14 protein-coding genes are annotated in these 17,602 nt (G+C 70.1%); 6 read left to right on the forward strand and 8 right to left on the reverse strand.

Annotated elements, in window-relative coordinates:
- Positions 1-150: 150 nt before the first annotated feature.
- Complete coding sequence (locus FMP39_RS18970) at positions 151-510, reverse strand: helix-turn-helix transcriptional regulator (protein ID WP_026114223.1); 360 nt, start codon at positions 508-510, stop codon at positions 151-153.
- Between the two features lie 421 nt (positions 511-931).
- Here FMP39_RS18970 and FMP39_RS18975 point away from each other — a divergent pair, with 421 nt between their 5' ends.
- Genes FMP39_RS18975 through FMP39_RS18985 form a run of 3 tightly spaced genes read left to right on the forward strand, consistent with a single transcriptional unit; the run spans position 932 to position 5,320 of the window.
- Entirely contained in the window at positions 932-3,100 is a 2,169-nt protein-coding gene (locus FMP39_RS18975) for a HEAT repeat domain-containing protein (protein ID WP_228558115.1), read from the forward strand.
- Between the two features lie 40 nt (positions 3,101-3,140).
- A complete protein-coding gene (locus FMP39_RS18980; protein WP_090486128.1) occupies positions 3,141-4,100 on the forward strand; it encodes a ParA family protein in 960 nt (319 codons plus the stop codon).
- A 5-nt stretch (positions 4,101-4,105) separates the two neighbouring features.
- Complete coding sequence (locus tag FMP39_RS18985; RefSeq protein ID WP_141591750.1) at positions 4,106-5,320, forward strand: extensin-like protein; 1,215 nt, start codon at positions 4,106-4,108, stop codon at positions 5,318-5,320.
- Positions 5,321-5,330: 10 nt separating this feature from the next.
- On the opposite strand, the gene FMP39_RS18990 is transcribed toward FMP39_RS18985, so the two are convergent.
- Genes FMP39_RS18990 through FMP39_RS19000 form a run of 3 tightly spaced genes read right to left on the reverse strand, consistent with a single transcriptional unit; the run spans position 5,331 to position 9,273 of the window.
- A complete protein-coding gene (locus tag FMP39_RS18990; RefSeq protein WP_141591751.1) occupies positions 5,331-6,317 on the reverse strand; it encodes a M48 family metalloprotease in 987 nt (328 codons plus the stop codon).
- Positions 6,314-6,892 (reverse strand): SH3 domain-containing protein, encoded by a 579-nt coding sequence (locus FMP39_RS18995; protein ID WP_194858463.1) that lies wholly within the window; start codon positions 6,890-6,892, stop codon positions 6,314-6,316. Before FMP39_RS18995 ends, FMP39_RS18990 begins: the two co-directional genes overlap by 4 nt.
- A 26-nt stretch (positions 6,893-6,918) precedes the next feature.
- A complete protein-coding gene (locus FMP39_RS19000; protein ID WP_141591753.1) occupies positions 6,919-9,273 on the reverse strand; it encodes a CHASE2 domain-containing protein in 2,355 nt (784 codons plus the stop codon).
- 263 nt (positions 9,274-9,536) lie between these two features.
- On the opposite strand from FMP39_RS19000, the gene FMP39_RS19005 reads away from it, so the two are divergent.
- Both FMP39_RS19005 and FMP39_RS19010 read left to right on the forward strand, forming a co-directional pair.
- A complete protein-coding gene (locus FMP39_RS19005; protein WP_141591754.1) occupies positions 9,537-10,742 on the forward strand; it encodes a hypothetical protein in 1,206 nt (401 codons plus the stop codon).
- 1 nt (position 10,743) lies between these two features.
- A complete protein-coding gene (locus FMP39_RS19010; protein WP_141591755.1) occupies positions 10,744-11,517 on the forward strand; it encodes a ferritin-like domain-containing protein in 774 nt (257 codons plus the stop codon).
- Between the two features lie 3 nt (positions 11,518-11,520).
- Here FMP39_RS19010 and FMP39_RS19015 read toward each other — a convergent pair whose 3' ends face one another.
- Positions 11,521-12,075 carry a DUF924 family protein gene (locus FMP39_RS19015; RefSeq protein WP_141591756.1) on the reverse strand — a complete coding sequence of 185 codons (555 nt, stop codon included), beginning with the start codon at positions 12,073-12,075 and terminating at the stop codon, positions 11,521-11,523.
- Positions 12,076-12,177: 102 nt separating this feature from the next.
- Here FMP39_RS19015 and FMP39_RS19020 point away from each other — a divergent pair, with 102 nt between their 5' ends.
- Positions 12,178-12,747, forward strand: a complete 570-nt coding sequence (locus tag FMP39_RS19020; protein WP_141591757.1) for a TspO/MBR family protein — start codon at positions 12,178-12,180, stop codon at positions 12,745-12,747.
- 6 nt (positions 12,748-12,753) lie between these two features.
- On the opposite strand, the gene FMP39_RS37475 is transcribed toward FMP39_RS19020, so the two are convergent.
- From FMP39_RS37475 to FMP39_RS19030, 3 genes are all read right to left on the reverse strand, one after another.
- Positions 12,754-12,921, reverse strand: a complete 168-nt coding sequence (locus FMP39_RS37475) for a hypothetical protein (RefSeq protein ID WP_162295036.1) — start codon at positions 12,919-12,921, stop codon at positions 12,754-12,756.
- Between the two features lie 154 nt (positions 12,922-13,075).
- Positions 13,076-14,671: an ATP-binding protein gene (locus FMP39_RS19025; RefSeq protein WP_141591758.1), complete on the reverse strand. Its 1,596-nt coding sequence runs from the start codon at positions 14,669-14,671 to the stop codon at positions 13,076-13,078.
- A 147-nt stretch (positions 14,672-14,818) separates the two neighbouring features.
- Positions 14,819-17,461, reverse strand: coding sequence for a M1 family aminopeptidase (locus FMP39_RS19030; RefSeq protein WP_194858464.1), 2,643 nt, complete (start codon positions 17,459-17,461; stop codon positions 14,819-14,821).
- Positions 17,462-17,602 lie beyond the last annotated feature (141 nt).

Below are 17,602 nucleotides of genomic sequence, written 5' to 3' on the forward strand. Positions count from 1 at the left end.
GTCATGAAGCATTCAGTACGCCCCCCCAGCAGCGGCTGCTTCACTCCACGCGCCAAGCGCTTGCGCCAGGGCGCAATCCGTCCGGCCCCTCACCACCCTTCAGGTCCCAGCCAGGGTCTTCACCGCCCCGGCCGGGTCTCCGCTGTATCGCTACGTCTCGAGCGCGTTCGCCACCTGCCCCAACAGGCGAAGACGCGGTGCGTCCAGCTTGCGCACCGTGCGCAGCAGCCGGCGGACTTCCGGGCGCTCACGGTATTCCGGCGGGTCCTCCGCCAGCGTGGGCGCGCCTTCCACGCCCGCCATTCCCAAGAGCACGTCCGACGAGCAGTTGAGCACCAGGCACAGCTTGCGCAACGTGCGGACGCTGGGGAGCATGTGGCCGCGCTCCAGGCGGCCATACACCTCGGTGGCGATGCCAACGCGCTCGGCCACGTCGGCCTGGGTCAGCTCCAGCCGCTGTCGCGCCGCGCGGACCGCGTTTCCAATGAGGGTTGCCAGTCGTTGTTCCATGGCGTGCGGAAAACCTGTCGAAAAGAGGGCTTCGTCCCCCCGCATCCAGGCGGAGAGGCTCCGGGGAGAAGTGACGGCCGTTGGCTGCCTCGTGGAACACAGATTACGAGTGGGGTCTGACATTCCGGGGCTTCCGGGAGGGCCTGCTGGAGCGTCCGGAATCGAGCGCTTCAACCCCTTGAGACGGATGTGTCTCGCGCGGCCCGCTCGTGCGCGCGGAAGCCGAAAATTCGGCCTGCGCGGCGTTGTCAATGACTGCCCGGGACGCGCTGAAAAAAGCCCTGGTGTTTCCGTGGTTTACGAAGTGAGGACGTCTGACGTAGGGTGGGCCCCCCGGTAGGTACCGGGAATCCGGTGCAAACCCCCGGTGACTCGGATCCGCAGGCCGCGCCGCGCGCCTCGCGGGGAGGCTGTTGAGGTCGTGAGCGACGAGCGTCCGGACGCGCTGCTCAAGAGCGCACTCGAAAAGATCGTCTACTTCGAGGCGCGTGCCCAACAGCTCCACAGCGAGCTGGCTTCGACGCGCGATGAGATGGAGCACCTCAAGCGCGAGGTCGCGGAGACGCACCAGCGCGAGCTGGGCCTGCGCCGTGAGGTCGCGGAGCTGGAGGTCCGCGTGGGTCGGCTCCAGGCTGAACGCGAGGAGCTGGCCCGGCTCAACCAGGCCCTGCGCGGCGAGCGGAACCAGATGATGGACAAGCTGCTGGACGTGGGGCGCATCCGCGCCACCGCCCAGGAGCGCGACGACGAGGACGACGACCTGGGGCTCGACCTGGCGTCGTTCATCTCCCAGCTTCGCAGCGAGGTGCTGCTGCGCGGTGAGGCGGGGCCGGTGGCCCGCGGGCTGGTGGTCCCCACGCGGCGCTCGCCGGCGCCGCTGCGTGAGACGGCGGCCAGTGTTCCCGTGACGCCGGCGCCGGTGAGCGAGCCGCCCGTGGCCGCTGTCGTCGAGGACGACGGCCTGTCTCCGGTGGCGCGTGAGGCGCAGCGCTTCCTGCAGGCGGGCCGGTTGGGCGTGAGCGCGGCGCAGCACGCGGAGCTGTCCACGCACGCGGGTTTCGGCGGGCCGACGGATGAGACGTTGTTCGGGTTCTCCATCCGCGAGCTGTCCGCGCAGGATGGCGCGGCCCGGGTGCGTGCCGCGGAGCGCCTGAAGGCGCTGTCACAGCCAGCCGCCGCGCCCGCGCTGGCGTCGGCGCTGCATGCGGAGACGGATCCGACGGCGCAGGTGGCGCTGCTCCAGGCGTTCGCGTCGCTGTGCCAGGAAGAGGGCGCGTCGGTGGTGTCGCCGCTGCTCGCGTCGCCGGTGCCGGAGGTGCGCATCGCGGCGCTCAAGGCGCTCCTGACGCTGGCGCCGAAGGACGCGGCGCCGCATCTGGCGCAGGCGATGAAGGACCCGGACCGCTCGGTGCGCCGCCGCGCGTCGCTGCTGGCGCTGGGCCTGGAAGGGGAGACGGCGCGGCGGCTGGGCGAGGAAGCCATCCACGACGCGGATCCGGAGGCGCGCGCGCTGGCCGCGCTGGCGCTCGGCGCCGGCGCTGGGGAGAACGCGCGCACGCTGCTGCTGGGCGCCTTGGGTGACCGTGAGCAGCGCGTTCGCAAGGCCGCCGCGCAGAGTCTGTCGCGCATCCTGGGGCAGGACGTGTCGGCGGTGGTGGACCTGGACGAGACGCACCGCCGCCGGGAGATTCGCCGACTGGCGACGTTGCCCGTGAAGCCCGTGCGGGCGCGGCTGGAGCAGCCTCGTCCGGTGGTGGCTTCGGTGCAGGCGGTCGCGCCGGCAGTGGCTGTCGCCGCGGTGGTTCAGGCGCCGGTGGTGGCGGTCGAGCAGCCCGCTCACGCGGTCGTCGCCGTGGGGGCTGCGAATCGGCAGGCCGTCACCGTGGGCCTCGCGCAGGGCGCTGGTCCGGTGGGGCCTGTGCAGGGGCGAGCAGGCCCCGTGGGACCGCCGGTGGCGCCGACGCCCGCGCCGACGCCACAGGCCGCGGCTCCCGTGCAGCGTCCGCCTGCGCCAACTCCTCAGGCCGCCACTCCGGTGCAGCGTCCGCCCGCGCCGACGCCACAGGCCGCCACTCCGGTGCAGCGCCCGCCCGCGTCGGTTCCGCAGACCGCCGCCTCCGCACCGCGTCCGCCCGCGCAACAGGCCGCTGCTCCCGTGCAGCGTCCGTCCGCGCCGACGCCACAGGCCGCCGCTCCCGTGCAGCGTCCGCCCGCGCCAGCTCCGCAGGCCACCCCAAGCCAATCCAGCCCCGCGCAGGCGCCGCGCGCGCCGGCCGCTCGCCTGTCCCCCGTCCAAGCGGCCCTGGTGGCCATGGGCGCGGTGCCCGGGCAGGCCGCCCCCGCGCCGCGTGTTCCCGCTGCCGCCGCGGAGCCGTCCCGTCCGGCGGCCCCCGTGCGCCCCAGTGCGTCACCGGTGGAAGTCCTCTGCACGCAGATGCTGGCCGAGGTCCGCGTCGCCGTCCGAGGCCGCTCGCTCGTCGAGCTGGCGGTCGCGCTCTCGGCGCCCTCGGAGCTCGCCCAGGAGGCGCTCACTCTGTTGTCCGCACGGGGAGCGGTGATTCGAAGGGGGCACAAATACTTCGCCGCTTGAGGCAAGGTAGCCGTCCCGCACGTCTTTCGAAGGGTCGTCCATGGAAGCGCCGACGTACAGCTCCAAGCAGGTCGCCGAGATGCTCGGCGTGTCCCCGAAGCAGATTCCGGAGGAATCGCGGAAGGACGCCTACACGCCGGACGACATCTGGGAGCTGCGCACCACGCTCGACCGTTTCCCGGCGCGGGTGGGCCACCGCCGCCAGCTCTTCCTGAACTTCAAGGGCGGCACCGGCAAGACGTCGCTGTCCACGTCCTACGCCTGGCGCCTGGCGGAGCTGGGCTACGCGGTGCTTCTCATCGACCTCGACAGCCAGGGCCACGCCACCAAGTGCCTGGGCTACGAGGGCGAGGACTTCGAGAAGACGCTCCTGGACGTCCTCGTCCGCAAGACGCCCCTGGCCAAGGTCATCCAGAAGTCCTCGCTGCCCAACCTGGACTTCGTCCCGTCCAACCTGACCATGTCCACGGTGGACCTCGCGCTGATGCCCATGGCCGGCCGCGAGTTCAAGCTGCGCAACGCCCTCAAGGACGTGGAGGCCCAGTACGACGTCGTCGTCTTCGACGCGCCGCCGTCCTTCGGCCTGCTCAACCTCAACGCGCTGATGGCGGCGAACGACTTGTTCGTCCCCGTGCTCGCGGACTTCCTGTCCTTCCACGGCCTCAAGCTGCTGTTCGAAACGGTGCAGAGCCTGGAGGAGGACCTGAACCACGTGCTCGACCACGTCTTCATCGTGGTCAACTCCTTCAACGCCACCTTCAAGCTGGCGAAGGAGGCCCTGGAGGCGCTCCAGACGCACTATCCGGAGTTCCTGCTGCCCACCATCATCCGGCAGTGCACCAAGTTCGCGCAGGCCTCCAGCGAGGGGCGGCCGGTGTTCGTCGCGGACCCCTCGTCCAAGGGGGCCAACGACATCCAGGCCATGATTGACAACATCCTGCCCCGGCTGGTGGCCGCGGCAGCCGTCGCCCAGACGAAGGGCACCCAGCAGGCCGGCTGAGAACCATGAAGAAAGCCTTTGAACAGAACGTGTCCCGCGCCAAGCCGCGCCTCCGCCTGGGCGCGCTGACGGGCCTCGTCGACCCCGTCGAGCCCACGCCTCCCGAGCCCGAGGCCGAAGCGGCCCCCGAGCCCGTCGCCGAGGCCCCCGACCTCTCCGCCGAGGTGCGCGCCCGCATCGAGCGCGCCCGCAGCCCGCGCCCCAGCGCCGCCGAGGCGATGGACGCCGCCCTGCGCGAGCCGGACGACGCGCCCGTCTACGAGGAGCCCCCGCAGGAGCCCGAGGCGGTCGCCGACGTGCCCGTGACGTACGGGGCGCCGCCGGAGGCGGAGGCGTTGCTCGACACCGAGCCGCACGCCGAGCCCGTCACCTTCGCCGCGCCGCCTCCGGCGCTGCACTTCGACGCCGTCAGTCCTCCTCCGGAGGCGCACCCCATGACGCAGGCCTCGGCTCCCGTGTCCATGCCGCACGTCACCGCCACCGTCGCGGAGCCGGTGGCCCGTGTCGAAGCGCCGCCCACCGAGGTGGAGGTGCAGCGGCCGGCCCCGCCGCGCGAGGACGGGCAGGACTCCTCGGCCCGCCGTGAGCGACTGAAGGCCCGGCTCAAGGCGGTGCGGGAGAATCCGCGCCCGGAGCCGCTGCCCGCCACCGTGGCGGAGGCGGGGCAGCGCGCCGTGGAGCGCATCACCCACCTCCAGGCGGAGCTGGTGAAGGTGAAGGCGCTCAACCTCTCCCTCACGCAGGACCTGGAGGTGTCGCGCCGTCAGGCGGAGAAGGCCACGGAAGAGGCCCGCCTGCGCATGGACGAGGCGCGCCGCCTGTCCTCGGAGATGGAGGGCCGGGTGAAGCTGCTGGCCGACCTGGAGCGCGAGCTGTCCGCGCTGGAGGGCGAGCGCGACGAGGCGCTGCTGTCGCTCCAGGAGACGCGGCAGGCGCTTCAGGCCGCTGCCAAGGAGCGCGAGGCCCTGGAAGAAGAGGTCGCCCGCGGCAAGCAGTCCCTGGTGGACAGCCTGGCCGAGGAGGAGCGGCTCGCCGGAGAGCTGGAGTCCGCCAAGGACGAGTCCATGTCGCTGCAGCGCGCGGTGGAGGCGCTCCAGGGAGAGCGCGATGTGCTGGCCCAGCAGGTGGCCTCGCTCACCGCCGAGCGCGCCGAACTGCTCGAGGCGCGCAAGGCCCTGGAGTCGGTGCACCGGGCCCTGAGTCAGGCCACGGTGCGCTGAAGTCGCCCGGCTACTTCCCGTCCTTCGCCACGCCGCGTGCGTTGTTTCCACCGCGCACGGCGGCGAAGGCGGGGCTGAGCGGCGGCGAGCGGAGCCCTTCGGTGGCCAGTCCACTGAAGGCGCCAGCCGGCTGTTTCAGTGCCTGGACGTGCGCGAGGATGTTGCGCCGGCGCTCGTCCTTCCCCGGGTGGTTGGCGAAGGTGCTGCCCCCGTCCTTCGTCTTGGCCAGCAGGGCGAGGTAGTCGTCCGGCGTGTAGCCCGCGGAGAGCATCAGCTCGACGGCGATCCGGTCCGCCTCCAGCTCCTGCTCCTTGGCGTTCCCCTTGTCGATGAGGTCGATGGTCTTCTCGCTCAGGTGGCCCAGCAGGCCCGGGTCCTGGTCCAAATCCAGCGTCCCGTCGCCATTGCGGCCCGCGGAGAGCACCTTCACCGCGGTGGGGGAGAGCACGGCCTCGCCGTAGGTGACCAGCTCGCACGTCTTCACCTTCGCGTCGCCGTACTGGTGGATGGCGTGCTTGAGCGTGACGTGGGCGATTTCGTGCGCCAGCACGCCGGCCAGCTGTCCTTCGTTCTCCAGTCCCTGGAGCAGCTTCCGGGTGACGAAGACGTAGCCACCGGGCGCGGACATCGCGTTGAACTGGGACGTGTCCTGGAGCACGCCGAAGGTCCACTCGAGCGTGGGCCGCGCGGATTGCGCCGCCAGGTTCTTCCCCACGACGTTGACGTAGCGGTGGAGCGCGTCGTTCGGGCCGTCCAGCAGCAGCCCGCCACCTCGCCGCACGAAGTTGATGGCCAGCGCGCCGCCCAGGGCGTACTCCTCCTGCACGCTGGGAGCGGCGCGCAGCTTCTTGCACGTCTTGGCTTCCGCGGACGCGGCGCTCAGCTTCCCCAGGAGGTTCTCACCCCGGGTGAGCGAGGACGCATTGAAGCCCTTGCAGGACGCCGACAGCGCGCCCAGACCCACCAACGCGAGCACCTTCCAGCCCGTTCGCATCATCGGTTGCCGCTCCGCTTGTTCGTTCCGGCCTTCGCGACCGTGTCGCTGGCGCCCACCACGGGGAAGAGCCCCGCCGCCGTCACGTGCGCGGCGATGTCCGCCGTGGACACGGACTTCGCCAGCGTCTCCAGCGCCTGGATGTCCCGCACGGCCTTGCCGTGGTCGCCGCCCTTGTCCTTGCCGTACTGCTCCGCGCCGGGGCTGAGCGCCTTCACCGCGGCGCCACTGGCGACGAACTTCTTCGGGTCCACCTGCTGGGTGCCATTCCCCTGCGTCACCAGCTCCATGTTGGGCGGCGTGGTGGACAGGTTCGTCTGGAACACGAAACCCTTCTTGCCGGTGGCCGTGGTCACCCGGTGCCACTGCTTGTGCTTCGCATCCGCGCCGCCCCACGTCACCCGCTCTCCGGGCTGGAGCACCGCCACGGCGTTGTCCGAGCCGGATGGGCTCGCCTGCACGCGCGTGTTCTTCGCCTTCACGTACAGCGGCTCGCCGACCTTCACGGCCGACGCCGCCGCCGGAATCGCCAGCGCCAGCAGGGCGGTGGTCCACGCCACCCGCGTCTTCATCCCCATGTCTCCCCGACTCCTTTCCTCACCGCTCACTTGTCCAGGTTCGCCACGCCGTCGAAGTCCTGCGGCGGCGCCTTCACATATCGTTGACAGCGCTCCAGCAACGCCTGCGTGGGCCCGTCCTCCGGGTCCTCCGCGCGGCGCGCATTCAGCACCGCTGCTGCTTCCTCGAACCGCGCCGCGCGGTAGAGCGCCAGCGCCGCGTGATATCGCTCCACCGTCTCCCGCTTGCGCGCGTCCAGCCCGCCCTTGAGCGCGAGCAATTCGTACACGGTGACGGCCTCCGTCTTGCCCGCCACGCGCACCCGGTCCAGCTCCCGCACCTCGATGTGCTCGCGCGCCAGCTCGTACGTGCGCGGGCCAATCATGATGACGGAGCCATAGGCTTTGTTCGCGCCCTCCAGCCGCGCGGCCAGGTTCATCCCGTCGCCAATCGCGGTGTAGCTGAAGAGCTGCTCGCTGCCGAAGTTGCCCACGAAGTTGACCGCGGTGTTGACGCCGATGCGTGTGTACATGTCCGGCAGCCCCTGGGCGCGGAACTCGTCGCGCAGCCGGTCCACCGCCGCCTTCGCCGCGAGCGCGCCCTTGCAGCCGCGCAGCGCGTGGTCCGCCTGTCGCATCGGCGCGCCGAAGAGACACACCACGGCGTCACCGATGTACTTGTCCAGGCACCCACCTTCTTTCAACAGCGCCGCGCTCACCCGCGTCAGATACGTATTGAGCAGGCGCACCAGGTTGCGCGGGTCGTCCTTGAAGCGCTCGCTGAAGGTGGAGAAGCCTCGGATGTCGCTGAAGAAGGCGGTGATTTCGACATTCTCCCCATCCAGCCGAGGCAGCTCGCGCTGGGCAATCATCTGCTCCACCAGCTTGGGCTCCATGAAGCGGCTGAAGGCCTGCCGGATGAAGGCCGCCTCTTCGTTGGCCACCAGGTGGTTGAAGGCCACCGCGCTGACGCTGGCCAGCACGCCCGCCAGCGCGGGCAGGGCGGTGAGCACGTAGGTGTTCGTCAGTCCAAGGGCGGGGCCCGTCACCCAGCTCATGCCGGCGTAGAGCCCCAGCGGCCACGCAATCTCCAGCGGCGTCCAGCGCGTCGTCATCAGCAGCACCACCGACACGAAGGCCACCGCGAAGACGAGCGCCAGACTCACCCCCAGCGGCGCGCGGGTGATGAAGCGGCCGTTGCCCAGGAGCGTGTCCAGCACCGCCGCCTGTTTCACCACGCCGGGCTCATGCGACGAGAAGGACGTGGCCTTGACGTCGTTGAGGCCCACCGCGTTGCCGCCAATGATGACCACCTTGCCGCGGAAGACGTCCGGCGGCAGCCCCGTGGGTTGGCCCTGGCCCCGGTGCACCCACGCGTCGAGCACGGAGATGAGCGGAACGCTGGTGAAGCGGTCATGCAACTGCCCGCCGAAGTCGATGCCAGCGCTGCCATCCGCATCCACGGCGTAGGTGCGCGAGCCCAGGCGCAGCGTGCGCCCGGAGAACTCGATGGCGCTGGCGCCCAGCAGGCCCGCGGCCACGCGCACCGGCAGCGTCGCGAAGGCATTGGGACCATCCGAATAGACGAAGCGCGTGCGGCGCATGAAGCCGTCGGCGTCCGACTCCGGCTCCACCAGCCCGAAGCCATCCACCGCGCCCACCAGCACGGGAATGGGCGGCACCGGGTGGCTGGGGAGCCGCTCCCCCGAGGACGTCGCGTAATCCAGCGCGGGCAGCGTCCGGCCATTCGCGCGCACCGGAAACGCGATGGCCCGGGCAAGCTGCTCGGGAGAAGCGGAGGGAAGGACCACCTCCAGGGCGCCGTCCTCGAACGTCTCCGCGCCGGCTTCCTCCGGGAAGGTGTCCTCCTCCTGAGGGGGGCTGTCCACCACCACCGCCGCGCTGAAGTCAGCGGGGGGCAGCAGCGGCGCGTTCGCGTGGGTGGAGACCCCCAGGTAGAAGGGGATGGACGTCTCCTGGAGCACCTGCGCGAAGGCCAGGTCCATGGACTCGTCCGTGCCGCGCTCGTCCATGACGGCGTCGAACACGATGGCCCGAGCACCCTCGGCTTCCAGTTGTTCCACCACGCGCGCCCAGAGGTTGCGGCTGTAGGGCCAGCTTCCGAAGTTGAGCGCGTACTGTTCGTTGGCGCGGATGCGCTCCAGGCTTGGCTGGTCGATGGTGACCAGCACCACCTGGGATGACACCTCGCGCCGCGCGGTGAAGCGCGTGACGACGGTGTCGTACGCAGTGCGCTCCGCTTCCTCCAGCAGGCCGCCCAGCTTCGCGTCGAAGTGAAGGCAGACGGCGGCCAGCGTGGTGGCCAGCACCGCCACGCCCAGCATCAGCCGCCAGTGGTTCTGCCACCGAGAACGGACCGTCTTCCAGCGCTCGCCTGCCACGTCCCCCTCTTGCGAAGCGTGCTGGGGTGGACACTACCCCAGCGGCAGGGGCGTGGGCAGTCACCTCGCATGGCGGGGTGTCTCGGCCGTGTACTCACGGTGAAACCCGAGATTTCAGAGGGGGCCCCAGCAGGCACCCAGGCGGGCCGCTGGCGCCTCTGACGTCACCCTTCCGGAAACCCGTGGACCGTTTGCCACATGTCGGTGCCGTCCGGACCTTTGCACTCAGTTCGGCACGGATTTTCGCTTTCAAGGAGTCAGACGTGGCCCTGGATATCCTCCAAGAAAAAGGCGTCCCGCTCGACAAGCAGGTCTTCACCTGGAAGGACCTGGTGCGGCGCCCCTACAGCAAGCTGGATGATGACGCCTTCACCCGCGTGTGCGTCATCTACATGAACGGCATCATGGCGGACGCACTGCGGACCAAGCATGCCTTCGCGCGCATGAACCGCGAGCTGCGGGAGCCGCTGGCGTTGATTCGCCGCGTGGAGCAGTACGAACAGACGCTCATCAACTGGCTCAACCCCGCGGACCAGTCGCCGCTGGAGACCACCCTGGGCTTTGAACAGGTCGCCATCGAGGTGACGGCCAGCGTGGCCCTGCGCGAGCCCGACCCCTACCTGGCCCAGACGTACCGGTTCGGTCTGCTCGAGGACTTCGACCACCTGTATCGCTATTCCGCGCTCTACGACCGGCTGGAGGGGAAGGACCCCAACAACATCACCCAGTCGTACACGGACATCATCCCTGGACGGCCTACCTCCGTGGAGCATCGCCATCCGCTGGATGACCTGCGCCGTCCCTACAACAAGCGCACGGCGCACCCGCTGACGAAGCTCCACGCGATGAGCATCACCGCGGCGGAGAACCAGACGCACGACTACTACATGACGGTCGGCCCGTTCTTCAGTGACCCGGTGGCCCGCCAGCTCTACGCGGAGATCGCCTCCATCGAGGAGCAGCACACCTCCATGTACGAGTCGTTGCTGGACCCGGACGAGTCCATGCTGGAGAAGTGGCTGATGCACGAGGCCTGCGAGGTCTACAACTTCTACTCGTGCGTGGCCTTCGAGAAGAACTCGCGCATCAAGGAGATATGGCAGCGCTTCCTGGACTACGAGCTGGGACAGCTCCACTACGTGAAGGAAATCTTCCAGAACGTGGAGAAGCGTGACGCGGCGGAGGTGCTCCCCAGCACGCTGCCGGAGCCCATCGGCTTCAAGGAACACCGCGACTTCGTTCGCAAGACACTGAATCAAGAGGAGGACATGGCCTCCAACGGACAGGACTACGTGCGGCTGGCGGACCTGCCGCGCGACCACCGCTCGTACATCTGGCGCGACCAGCTCAACTCCGACGGCTCCCCGTCCGAGACAGTGGCCGCTGGCTACAAATGGATTCCGGGCACGGAGCTCGCCGCGCGCACGCCGCGCATGGGCTCCACGTTCGAGGGAAAGAAGGTTCACTGACATGAAGACGACCACCAGCGACATGGGGCGCAACCGGACGGGTGTGGCCACCTCGCCCATCGACAGCGCGGACATCACCCAGGAAGCGGAGAAGCATCAGCCCAGCCACCTGGGAGACGGCTCGCTCCTCCTCCAGGTCCGGCAAATCTACGCGCGGGAATCCGAAGGCCTGGGCAGCGTGCCGCCGCCGGTCAGCCTCAAGGGCGTGGCGAAGACGGCGGTGGACGCGCTCAAGGGCTCCAAGCCCACCGTCTTCATCGACAAGCTGGGAGAGCGGCTGGCCTTCGAGCGCAGCGGCACCCGGCTCTACGAGGGCGCGCTCGCCAAGTTCGACGTCTACGGCAGTTGGGAAGGTGGGCCCACGCGTGAGGGCCTGGAGAAAATCTACAACGACGAGCTGTCCCACTTCCTCATGCTCACCGAGGCCCTGAAGTCACTGGGCGCCGACCCCACGGCGATGACGCCCAGCGCGGACGTCGCGGCGGTGGTGTCCCAGGGGCTCCCGCTGCTCATCGCGGACCCGCGAGCCAACCTGCGCCAGTCATTGGAAGCGCTGCTGGTGGCGGAGCTGGCGGACAACGCCGGCTGGGAGATGCTCATCGAGCTGGCCCGCGACCTGGGCCATGACACGCTGGCGGACCGCTTCCAGCTCGCGCTGGATTCGGAGGTGCAGCACCTCCTCTGGGTGCGTGGCTGGCTGGCCGCGGGCGTGAGCGTGGAGGCGCGCGGGGCGCCTGCCCGCGAAGAGCGCGCGGGCACGCAGCCGCGGGTGTGACGCTCAGAACGACGAGCCCGGCTCCTGGAGGAAGACGGACTCCTCCGGAGTCGTCGGACGTCCCAGCGTCACGTTGCGATGCGGGAAGCGGCCGAAGCGCTGGATGACGTCCCGGTGTTGCCGGGCATAGTCGAGCGCTTCCCGGCTGTCCGAGTGATACAGCGCGAGCACCTCGAAGAGGGCCACTGACAGCCGCTGGTCGTTGACGGACTCGCTGTGCTCGAAGGGCAGGTACATGAACCACCGCCACAGCGGCGGCAGGGCCATGTCCAGGCCTCGCGCCAATCCGTGCCGGGCCACCTCGCGCGCCCGCGCGTCCGAGGCGAAGGCCTGGGGCGTGCCGCGGAAGAGATTGCGCGGGAACTGGTCCAACAGCAGGAGCAGGGCCACGCAGCTGCGAGGCTCGTCCCGCCAGTCGTCCAGCTCGCCCTCGGCGGCGCGCTCGACGGCGGGCAGGAAGCGGCGCCGGCATTCATCATCGAAGGCTTCGTCCCGCAGGAACCACCGCTCACGTGGCTGCCCGAACCAGAAGCTCAGGATTTCCTCTGCGCTCGCCATGAGACGCCTCATCGTCAACGAGGGGAAGCCGCCTTGTACACCGGCGCCAGCCGGGGTGGCGGCTGGGAGGCGCCGGTACCACCTTCCACCCGACACTGGCGGGTGCTCCGCCAAGGGAGGACGCGGATGGACTGGACGCTGGAGCCGACGACACGAAACGTGCCTGACCCGGTGCGGCGCACGGCGCTCAACCCCACGCTGCGCAAGGAGTCCGTGGTGGCGCTGGGCGTCTTCGGCGCCCTGACGTTTGGCGCGGCGGCGCTGGGCGCTCGCGTCAGCTCGGCGGACACGCGCTGGTACCGGCGTCTGCGCAAGCCCTCGTTCCAGCCGCCACCGATGGTCTTCGGCCCGGTATGGACGGTGCTGTATGGCCTCATCGCCCTGTCGGGTTGGCGTGTATGGACGGCGCCCGCGGGCGCGGCCCGCTCCCAGGCCCTGGCCTGGTGGGGCATCCAGATGGGATGCAACGCCGCCTGGTCCTGGCTCTTCTTCGGCAGACACCAGCCGCGCCGCGCCCTGGCGGACAACCTGGCGCTGCTGGCCAGCGTGACGGCGTATGTCGCCGTCACCAAGGATGTGGACCGCCCCGCGGCCTGGATGGCGGTGCCGTACCTGGGCTGGGTGGGCTTCGCCAACGTGCTCAATGCCGAAATCGTCCGCCTCAACCCCTGAGCCACCCTAGTTGCGCAGCTTCGACGGCTTGGGCGGGTTCATCGCCAACACGGTGGCGAAGTAGCGGGCCTGACTCTCCGTGGTGCACCGCACCTCCTGGATGCGTCCGCCCACCTTCACGCGGACGAGCCAGCCTTCATTGTCACGAGTCCAAGCAGGCGTGTCGGTCGTCATGGTCATCCTCCCTCGAAGTGCATCCTCCGCCTTTCGATAGAGCAGCCGCCATGCCAGCGTCGGAAGCGTGCGAATCCAGGCGCTTCCCCCCGCCTCTTGGCCAATGGAAGACACCCACCCCTGTCATTTTTGCGGAATGCGGGGTGGCGGAGTTTCAGTGGATGAGCTGTCCGGGTTCCTCGACGTTCGGCTGCGCGGGAGCGCCGGCCATCAACGGCAGGGCGACGTGGAAGGTGGAGCCATGGCCTGGCTCGCTCTCCACCCAGATGCGCCCGCCGTGGCGCTCGACGATGTCCCGGCTGATGTAGAGCCCCAGCCCCAGTCCACCGAAGGAATGGGCGGAGGCGTTGCGCGCCCGGAAGTACCGGTCGAAGAGCAGCTTCTGCTGGTCCGGAGGAATGCCGATGCCTTCGTCGGAGACCGACAGGAGCGCCAGCCCGCCGCGCTGGCGCAAGCTCACGCGCACGGTGCCTCCATTCGGGCTGTACTTGAACGCGTTCTCCACCAGATTGGCGAGCACCTGCTCCATCCGGAAGGGGTCCACGTTCACCTGCACGGGCTGCTCGGGCGCGTCGAACCGCACGGTGTGGTTGCCGCGCTGGGGCTCGAGCTCGTGGAGGACGTGCTCCACCAGCCCTTCCAGCCGGGTGGCCTCCCGGTGAAGGGCCAGTCGTCCCGCCTCGATGCGTGAGGAATCCAGCAAGTCGTTGATGAGGCTGGTGATGCGCAAGAGGTACAGGCGCGCCTGACGCAAGGTGGAGGACTCCACGAGCTCGCCACGCGCCAGCCGGCGCTCCAGCGTGGCCAGCCGGAGGCTCAGCGGGGTGAGGGGGGTCTTCAGCTCGTGTGAGGCGATGGACAGGAAGTCGTCGCGCACGCGGATGGCCTCCTGGGCTTCACGGTACAGGCGCTCGCGCTCGCGCTCCGCGCGGCGGCGCTCGGAGATGTCCTCGACGATGCCAATGCCGCCCTCCACCTGTCCGGCCGCGTTGAAGCAGGGGGCGAAGCGCACGTGGACCGGCGTCTTCCTGCCAGAGGTGATGGCGCGGTACTCGCCTTCGTAGTCGCAGGTATGTCCCGCCAGCGTCTCCCGGACGCAGTGGAGGATGCCCTCATCCCGGAGCGACAGGAGGTTGAGGCCCACCAACAAGCGCTTGGGCGAGCCGATGATGCTCACGAACAGCTCGTTGCACGCGATGACGATGGCGCTCCGGTCGAAGTAGATGATTCCCATGGGCGCGTGCTCCACGACGGTCCGGAAGAGCGCGTCGCCAGGAACGCTCTCCGACTCGAGTCCGTGCAGCGTGCGCTCCACGGGCTCGGCCAGGGTGTCGACGACCTCGTGCAGGCGGCGGAAGTTGAGGACGATGCGCTCATCCCGGCCTTTGCCGGAGGCGCCCACCGTCAGCTCCACCATGATTTCCGCGCCGTCCTTGCGACGCGCGAGCACCCGGGTCGCTCGCCCTCCGAGCGCGGCCCGCCGGGAGAGCAGGTGGCGCAGCAGGCTCTCGCCTTCGTGGCGGTGCAGCCGCTGGGGAAAGAGCCGGGACGCCGGCTGGCCGATGAGCTCCTCTCGCCTCCATCCCAGCAGGCGCTCCGCGGCGGCGTTGAGAAAGCAGACGTTCTCACCGGCGTCGCAGGCCACGAAAGGGTCCACGGCGGCGTCCAGCCACGCGCTGAGTTCGTCGATGCCTGAGGCCATGCTCTCCTCGGAAACCCGCTGGTCGTCGTTGCCAGCGTCCCGGGACATGGGAGCTCGAAACGCCTCGACGCGAAATGCGGAGGGCGTGTCCCTTTCCATACAAGTAGGCATTGGAGGCACAGCCCGCGCCTTCAACATCAATGGTCGGCGTGCGGACGCCAGGTTCGACGTGCAGGCGAGCGGGCGGGCCCCTGTCTAGCGGCGCGTGGCCTTGCGTTTCCGGCCACCGGCCTTGCGTGCGGTTGTCTTCGTGCGCGCCGTGACCTGCTTTCGCGCCGGCTTCGCGCCCCCGCGCGATGGACGCGGCGGTTCGGGGGGCTTCAGCGAGAGCCCCTCCAACCGCTCGCGCAAGGCCCGTGTCTCCTCCTTGAGGCGGTCCACCTCTTCGCGCAGCGATGCCACCTCGCGGGCCTGCGGTTCACCTTCGCGCAGGAAGCGCACCGTCTCCCGCGCCGCGCGCCGGGCGACGGCATCCAGCAGTGGCGTCTGCTCCAGCGCGGGCACCAGGCGTGAATCCCCCAGCGTGCGCGCGGCCTCGAAGACGCCCATGCGCACGCGGAAGAGCGGGTCGCGGAGCAGCTCCGCGAGCAGGTCCACGGCCTCGCGCTTGCGACCCGCGACCTCCGCCAGCTTCGCCACCGCGAGCGTGGCGGCGCGGCGCAGCGGGGCCGCGTGGCCATAGGCGGTGCGCGCCAGCACCACCGAGAAGGCGGCGGGGTCTTGAGACTCGGCGAGCCCATCCACCGCGCCCACGGCGACGACATCCTGGTACGAGGGCCGGGTGCTCACGGCCTCCAGGACGCCCAACGCGTCCGGCGCGCGCACGCGGCCATAGCTGCGGGCGGCCTCCGCCTCCACGAAGTAGCTGGTGTCACCGCCGTTCACCAGGGCGCGCAGGCGGGCTGTCACCTCCGCGTCGCGGCGGAACTCGCCCAGCGAAGCCACCACGGCGCGGCGCACGCGGGGATGCTCGGTGGACAGCGTGTCCAGGAGGCGCGCGCGGGAATCGGGGGTACGGATGCGGCCCAGGGACTTTGCGCACGCGGCGCGAGTTCCCCAGAACAGCCGCGCGTCCGCCAGCGCCGTGCCCAGCGCGTCCACCGCGCGGGGGCTGCCGTCGCGACCCAGGGCCACGGCGGCTTCGGTGCGTGCGCGCATCTCCGGCGCGGCACGCAGTTCCTCCATCCAAAGGCCCGCGGACTTGTCCACCGTCAGTGTGCCGAGCACCCCGCGCCGAGGGTCCACCCGCACCTGCGAGGGCGCGCTGGGGCAGGGCAGGTGGAACGCGTGCTCCGCGTCCGCCACCTCCAGCCGGTGGACGGTGTCGCGGCCGTCCACGGTGAGCGCCACATCCAGCGGCAGCCGGAAGAGGGGCACGCCGTCCGCCGTGGACTGCGTCTGGCGCACCTGGAGGCGCAGCCGCGCTTCCTCGGCGTCGTAGCGGACATCGACCTTCAGCTCGGGGTGGCCGGGCGCGAAGACGTACTGGTCGAAGAAGGCGTCCAGGTTGTGGCCCGTGGCGTCTTCGAACGCGCGGGCCAGGTCCACCGTTTCCACTGAGCCGTGGCGGTGCCGCGCGACGTAGTGGCGCAGGCCCTTGAAGAACAGGTCATCGCCCAGCCGGCGGCGCAGCTCGTGGAGGACCAGGCCGCCCTTCTCGTAGAGGTGCCGGTCGAAGACATCCATGGGCGCGTGGAAGCGCCGCGCGACAATGGGGCGGGCGTAGCGCTCACGCGCCTCGCTCAGGTAGGCCTCCAGGTCCACGAGCCGGTGCTGGTCGGCCTCGTCTTGCCCGTCGGCGCGCTCCTTCCAGAGCATCTCGAGCCAGGTGGCGAAGCCCTCGTTGAGCCAGCCATGGGGCCAGTCACGGCAGGTGAGCAAGTCCCCGAACCACTGGTGGGCCAGTTCGTGCGAGATGAGCGGCTCGGCGTTGTAGTCCGGTTGGGCGCGCGCGTCGTGGAGGACGGTGTCGGTGAGGCTGGTGGCGGAGGTGTTCTCCATGCCGCCCAGGATGAACTCGGTGACGAAGACCTGGGCGTAGCTGCTCCAGGGGTAGGGCTCGCCGGTGACTTCCTGGAAGACGCGCACCATCTCCGGCGTGCGGCGCACGCAGCGCAGGGCGTCCTCCTTGCGGCCCTTGGGGAAGAGGTAGCGCAGGGGCACCGTGCCAGCCGTGTCGGTGGCCTCTTCAAATTCACCCACCACGAGCGTGACGAGGTACGGCGCGTGCGGCTGCGCCATCCGGTAGTGCTGGGTGCGGCGGCCGTCGTGGACGCGGTCGCTTTCCAGTGTGCCGTTGGACAGGGACGTCATCGCCTCGGGGAAGGTGGCGATGACCTCGGACGTGGCCTTCTGGGCGGGCGTGTCCAGGCAGGGGAACCAGGCACGCGCGTCGATGTCCTGGCCCTGCGTCCAGGCCTGGCGGGGACGGTGCGGATAGGCGGCGTCGGGCGCCCAGAAGTAGAGGCCGCGGCGAGGCCGGGCCGTGTAGCGGATGGCCACCTCACAGGCCTGCCCGGCGGCGAGCGGCGCGGACAGCTCCACGCGGACGTGGGCGCCGGAGTTGGAGAAGCGCGCGGCGCGGCCGTCTACCTGGACGTCGGACACGTCGAGGTCCACCGCGTCGAAGGTGAGGGTGTGGACTGGACGGACGGCGGAGACGCGCGTGGTGCACAGGCCGGTGATGCGGTGGGTGTCGAAATCGAGGTCGACCTCGATGCGGACGTGCTCGGCGCGGACCGGCCGCTCGGCGGCGTAGTGCTCGGTGGCGCCAGGAAGGGAGAAGGGGCGGGGGCCGGAGGGGACGGACTCGGAGGCGTGACGGTGGCAGCAGCGCATGGGCACCGGGGACTCTTCCGCAAGCTCGCGTCACCGTCGAGGAGGAGTGCACCTGGGGGCCGATGAGCGTCGTGTATCGACGAAGTCCTGAAGATGACGCCAGGGTCGCGCCCCTCCCCACTGGGGCGTTCATGACATGCA

It is taken from the genome of Myxococcus sp. AB056 (assembly GCF_006547365.1).
GTDB lineage: Bacteria > Myxococcota > Myxococcia > Myxococcales > Myxococcaceae > Myxococcus > Myxococcus virescens.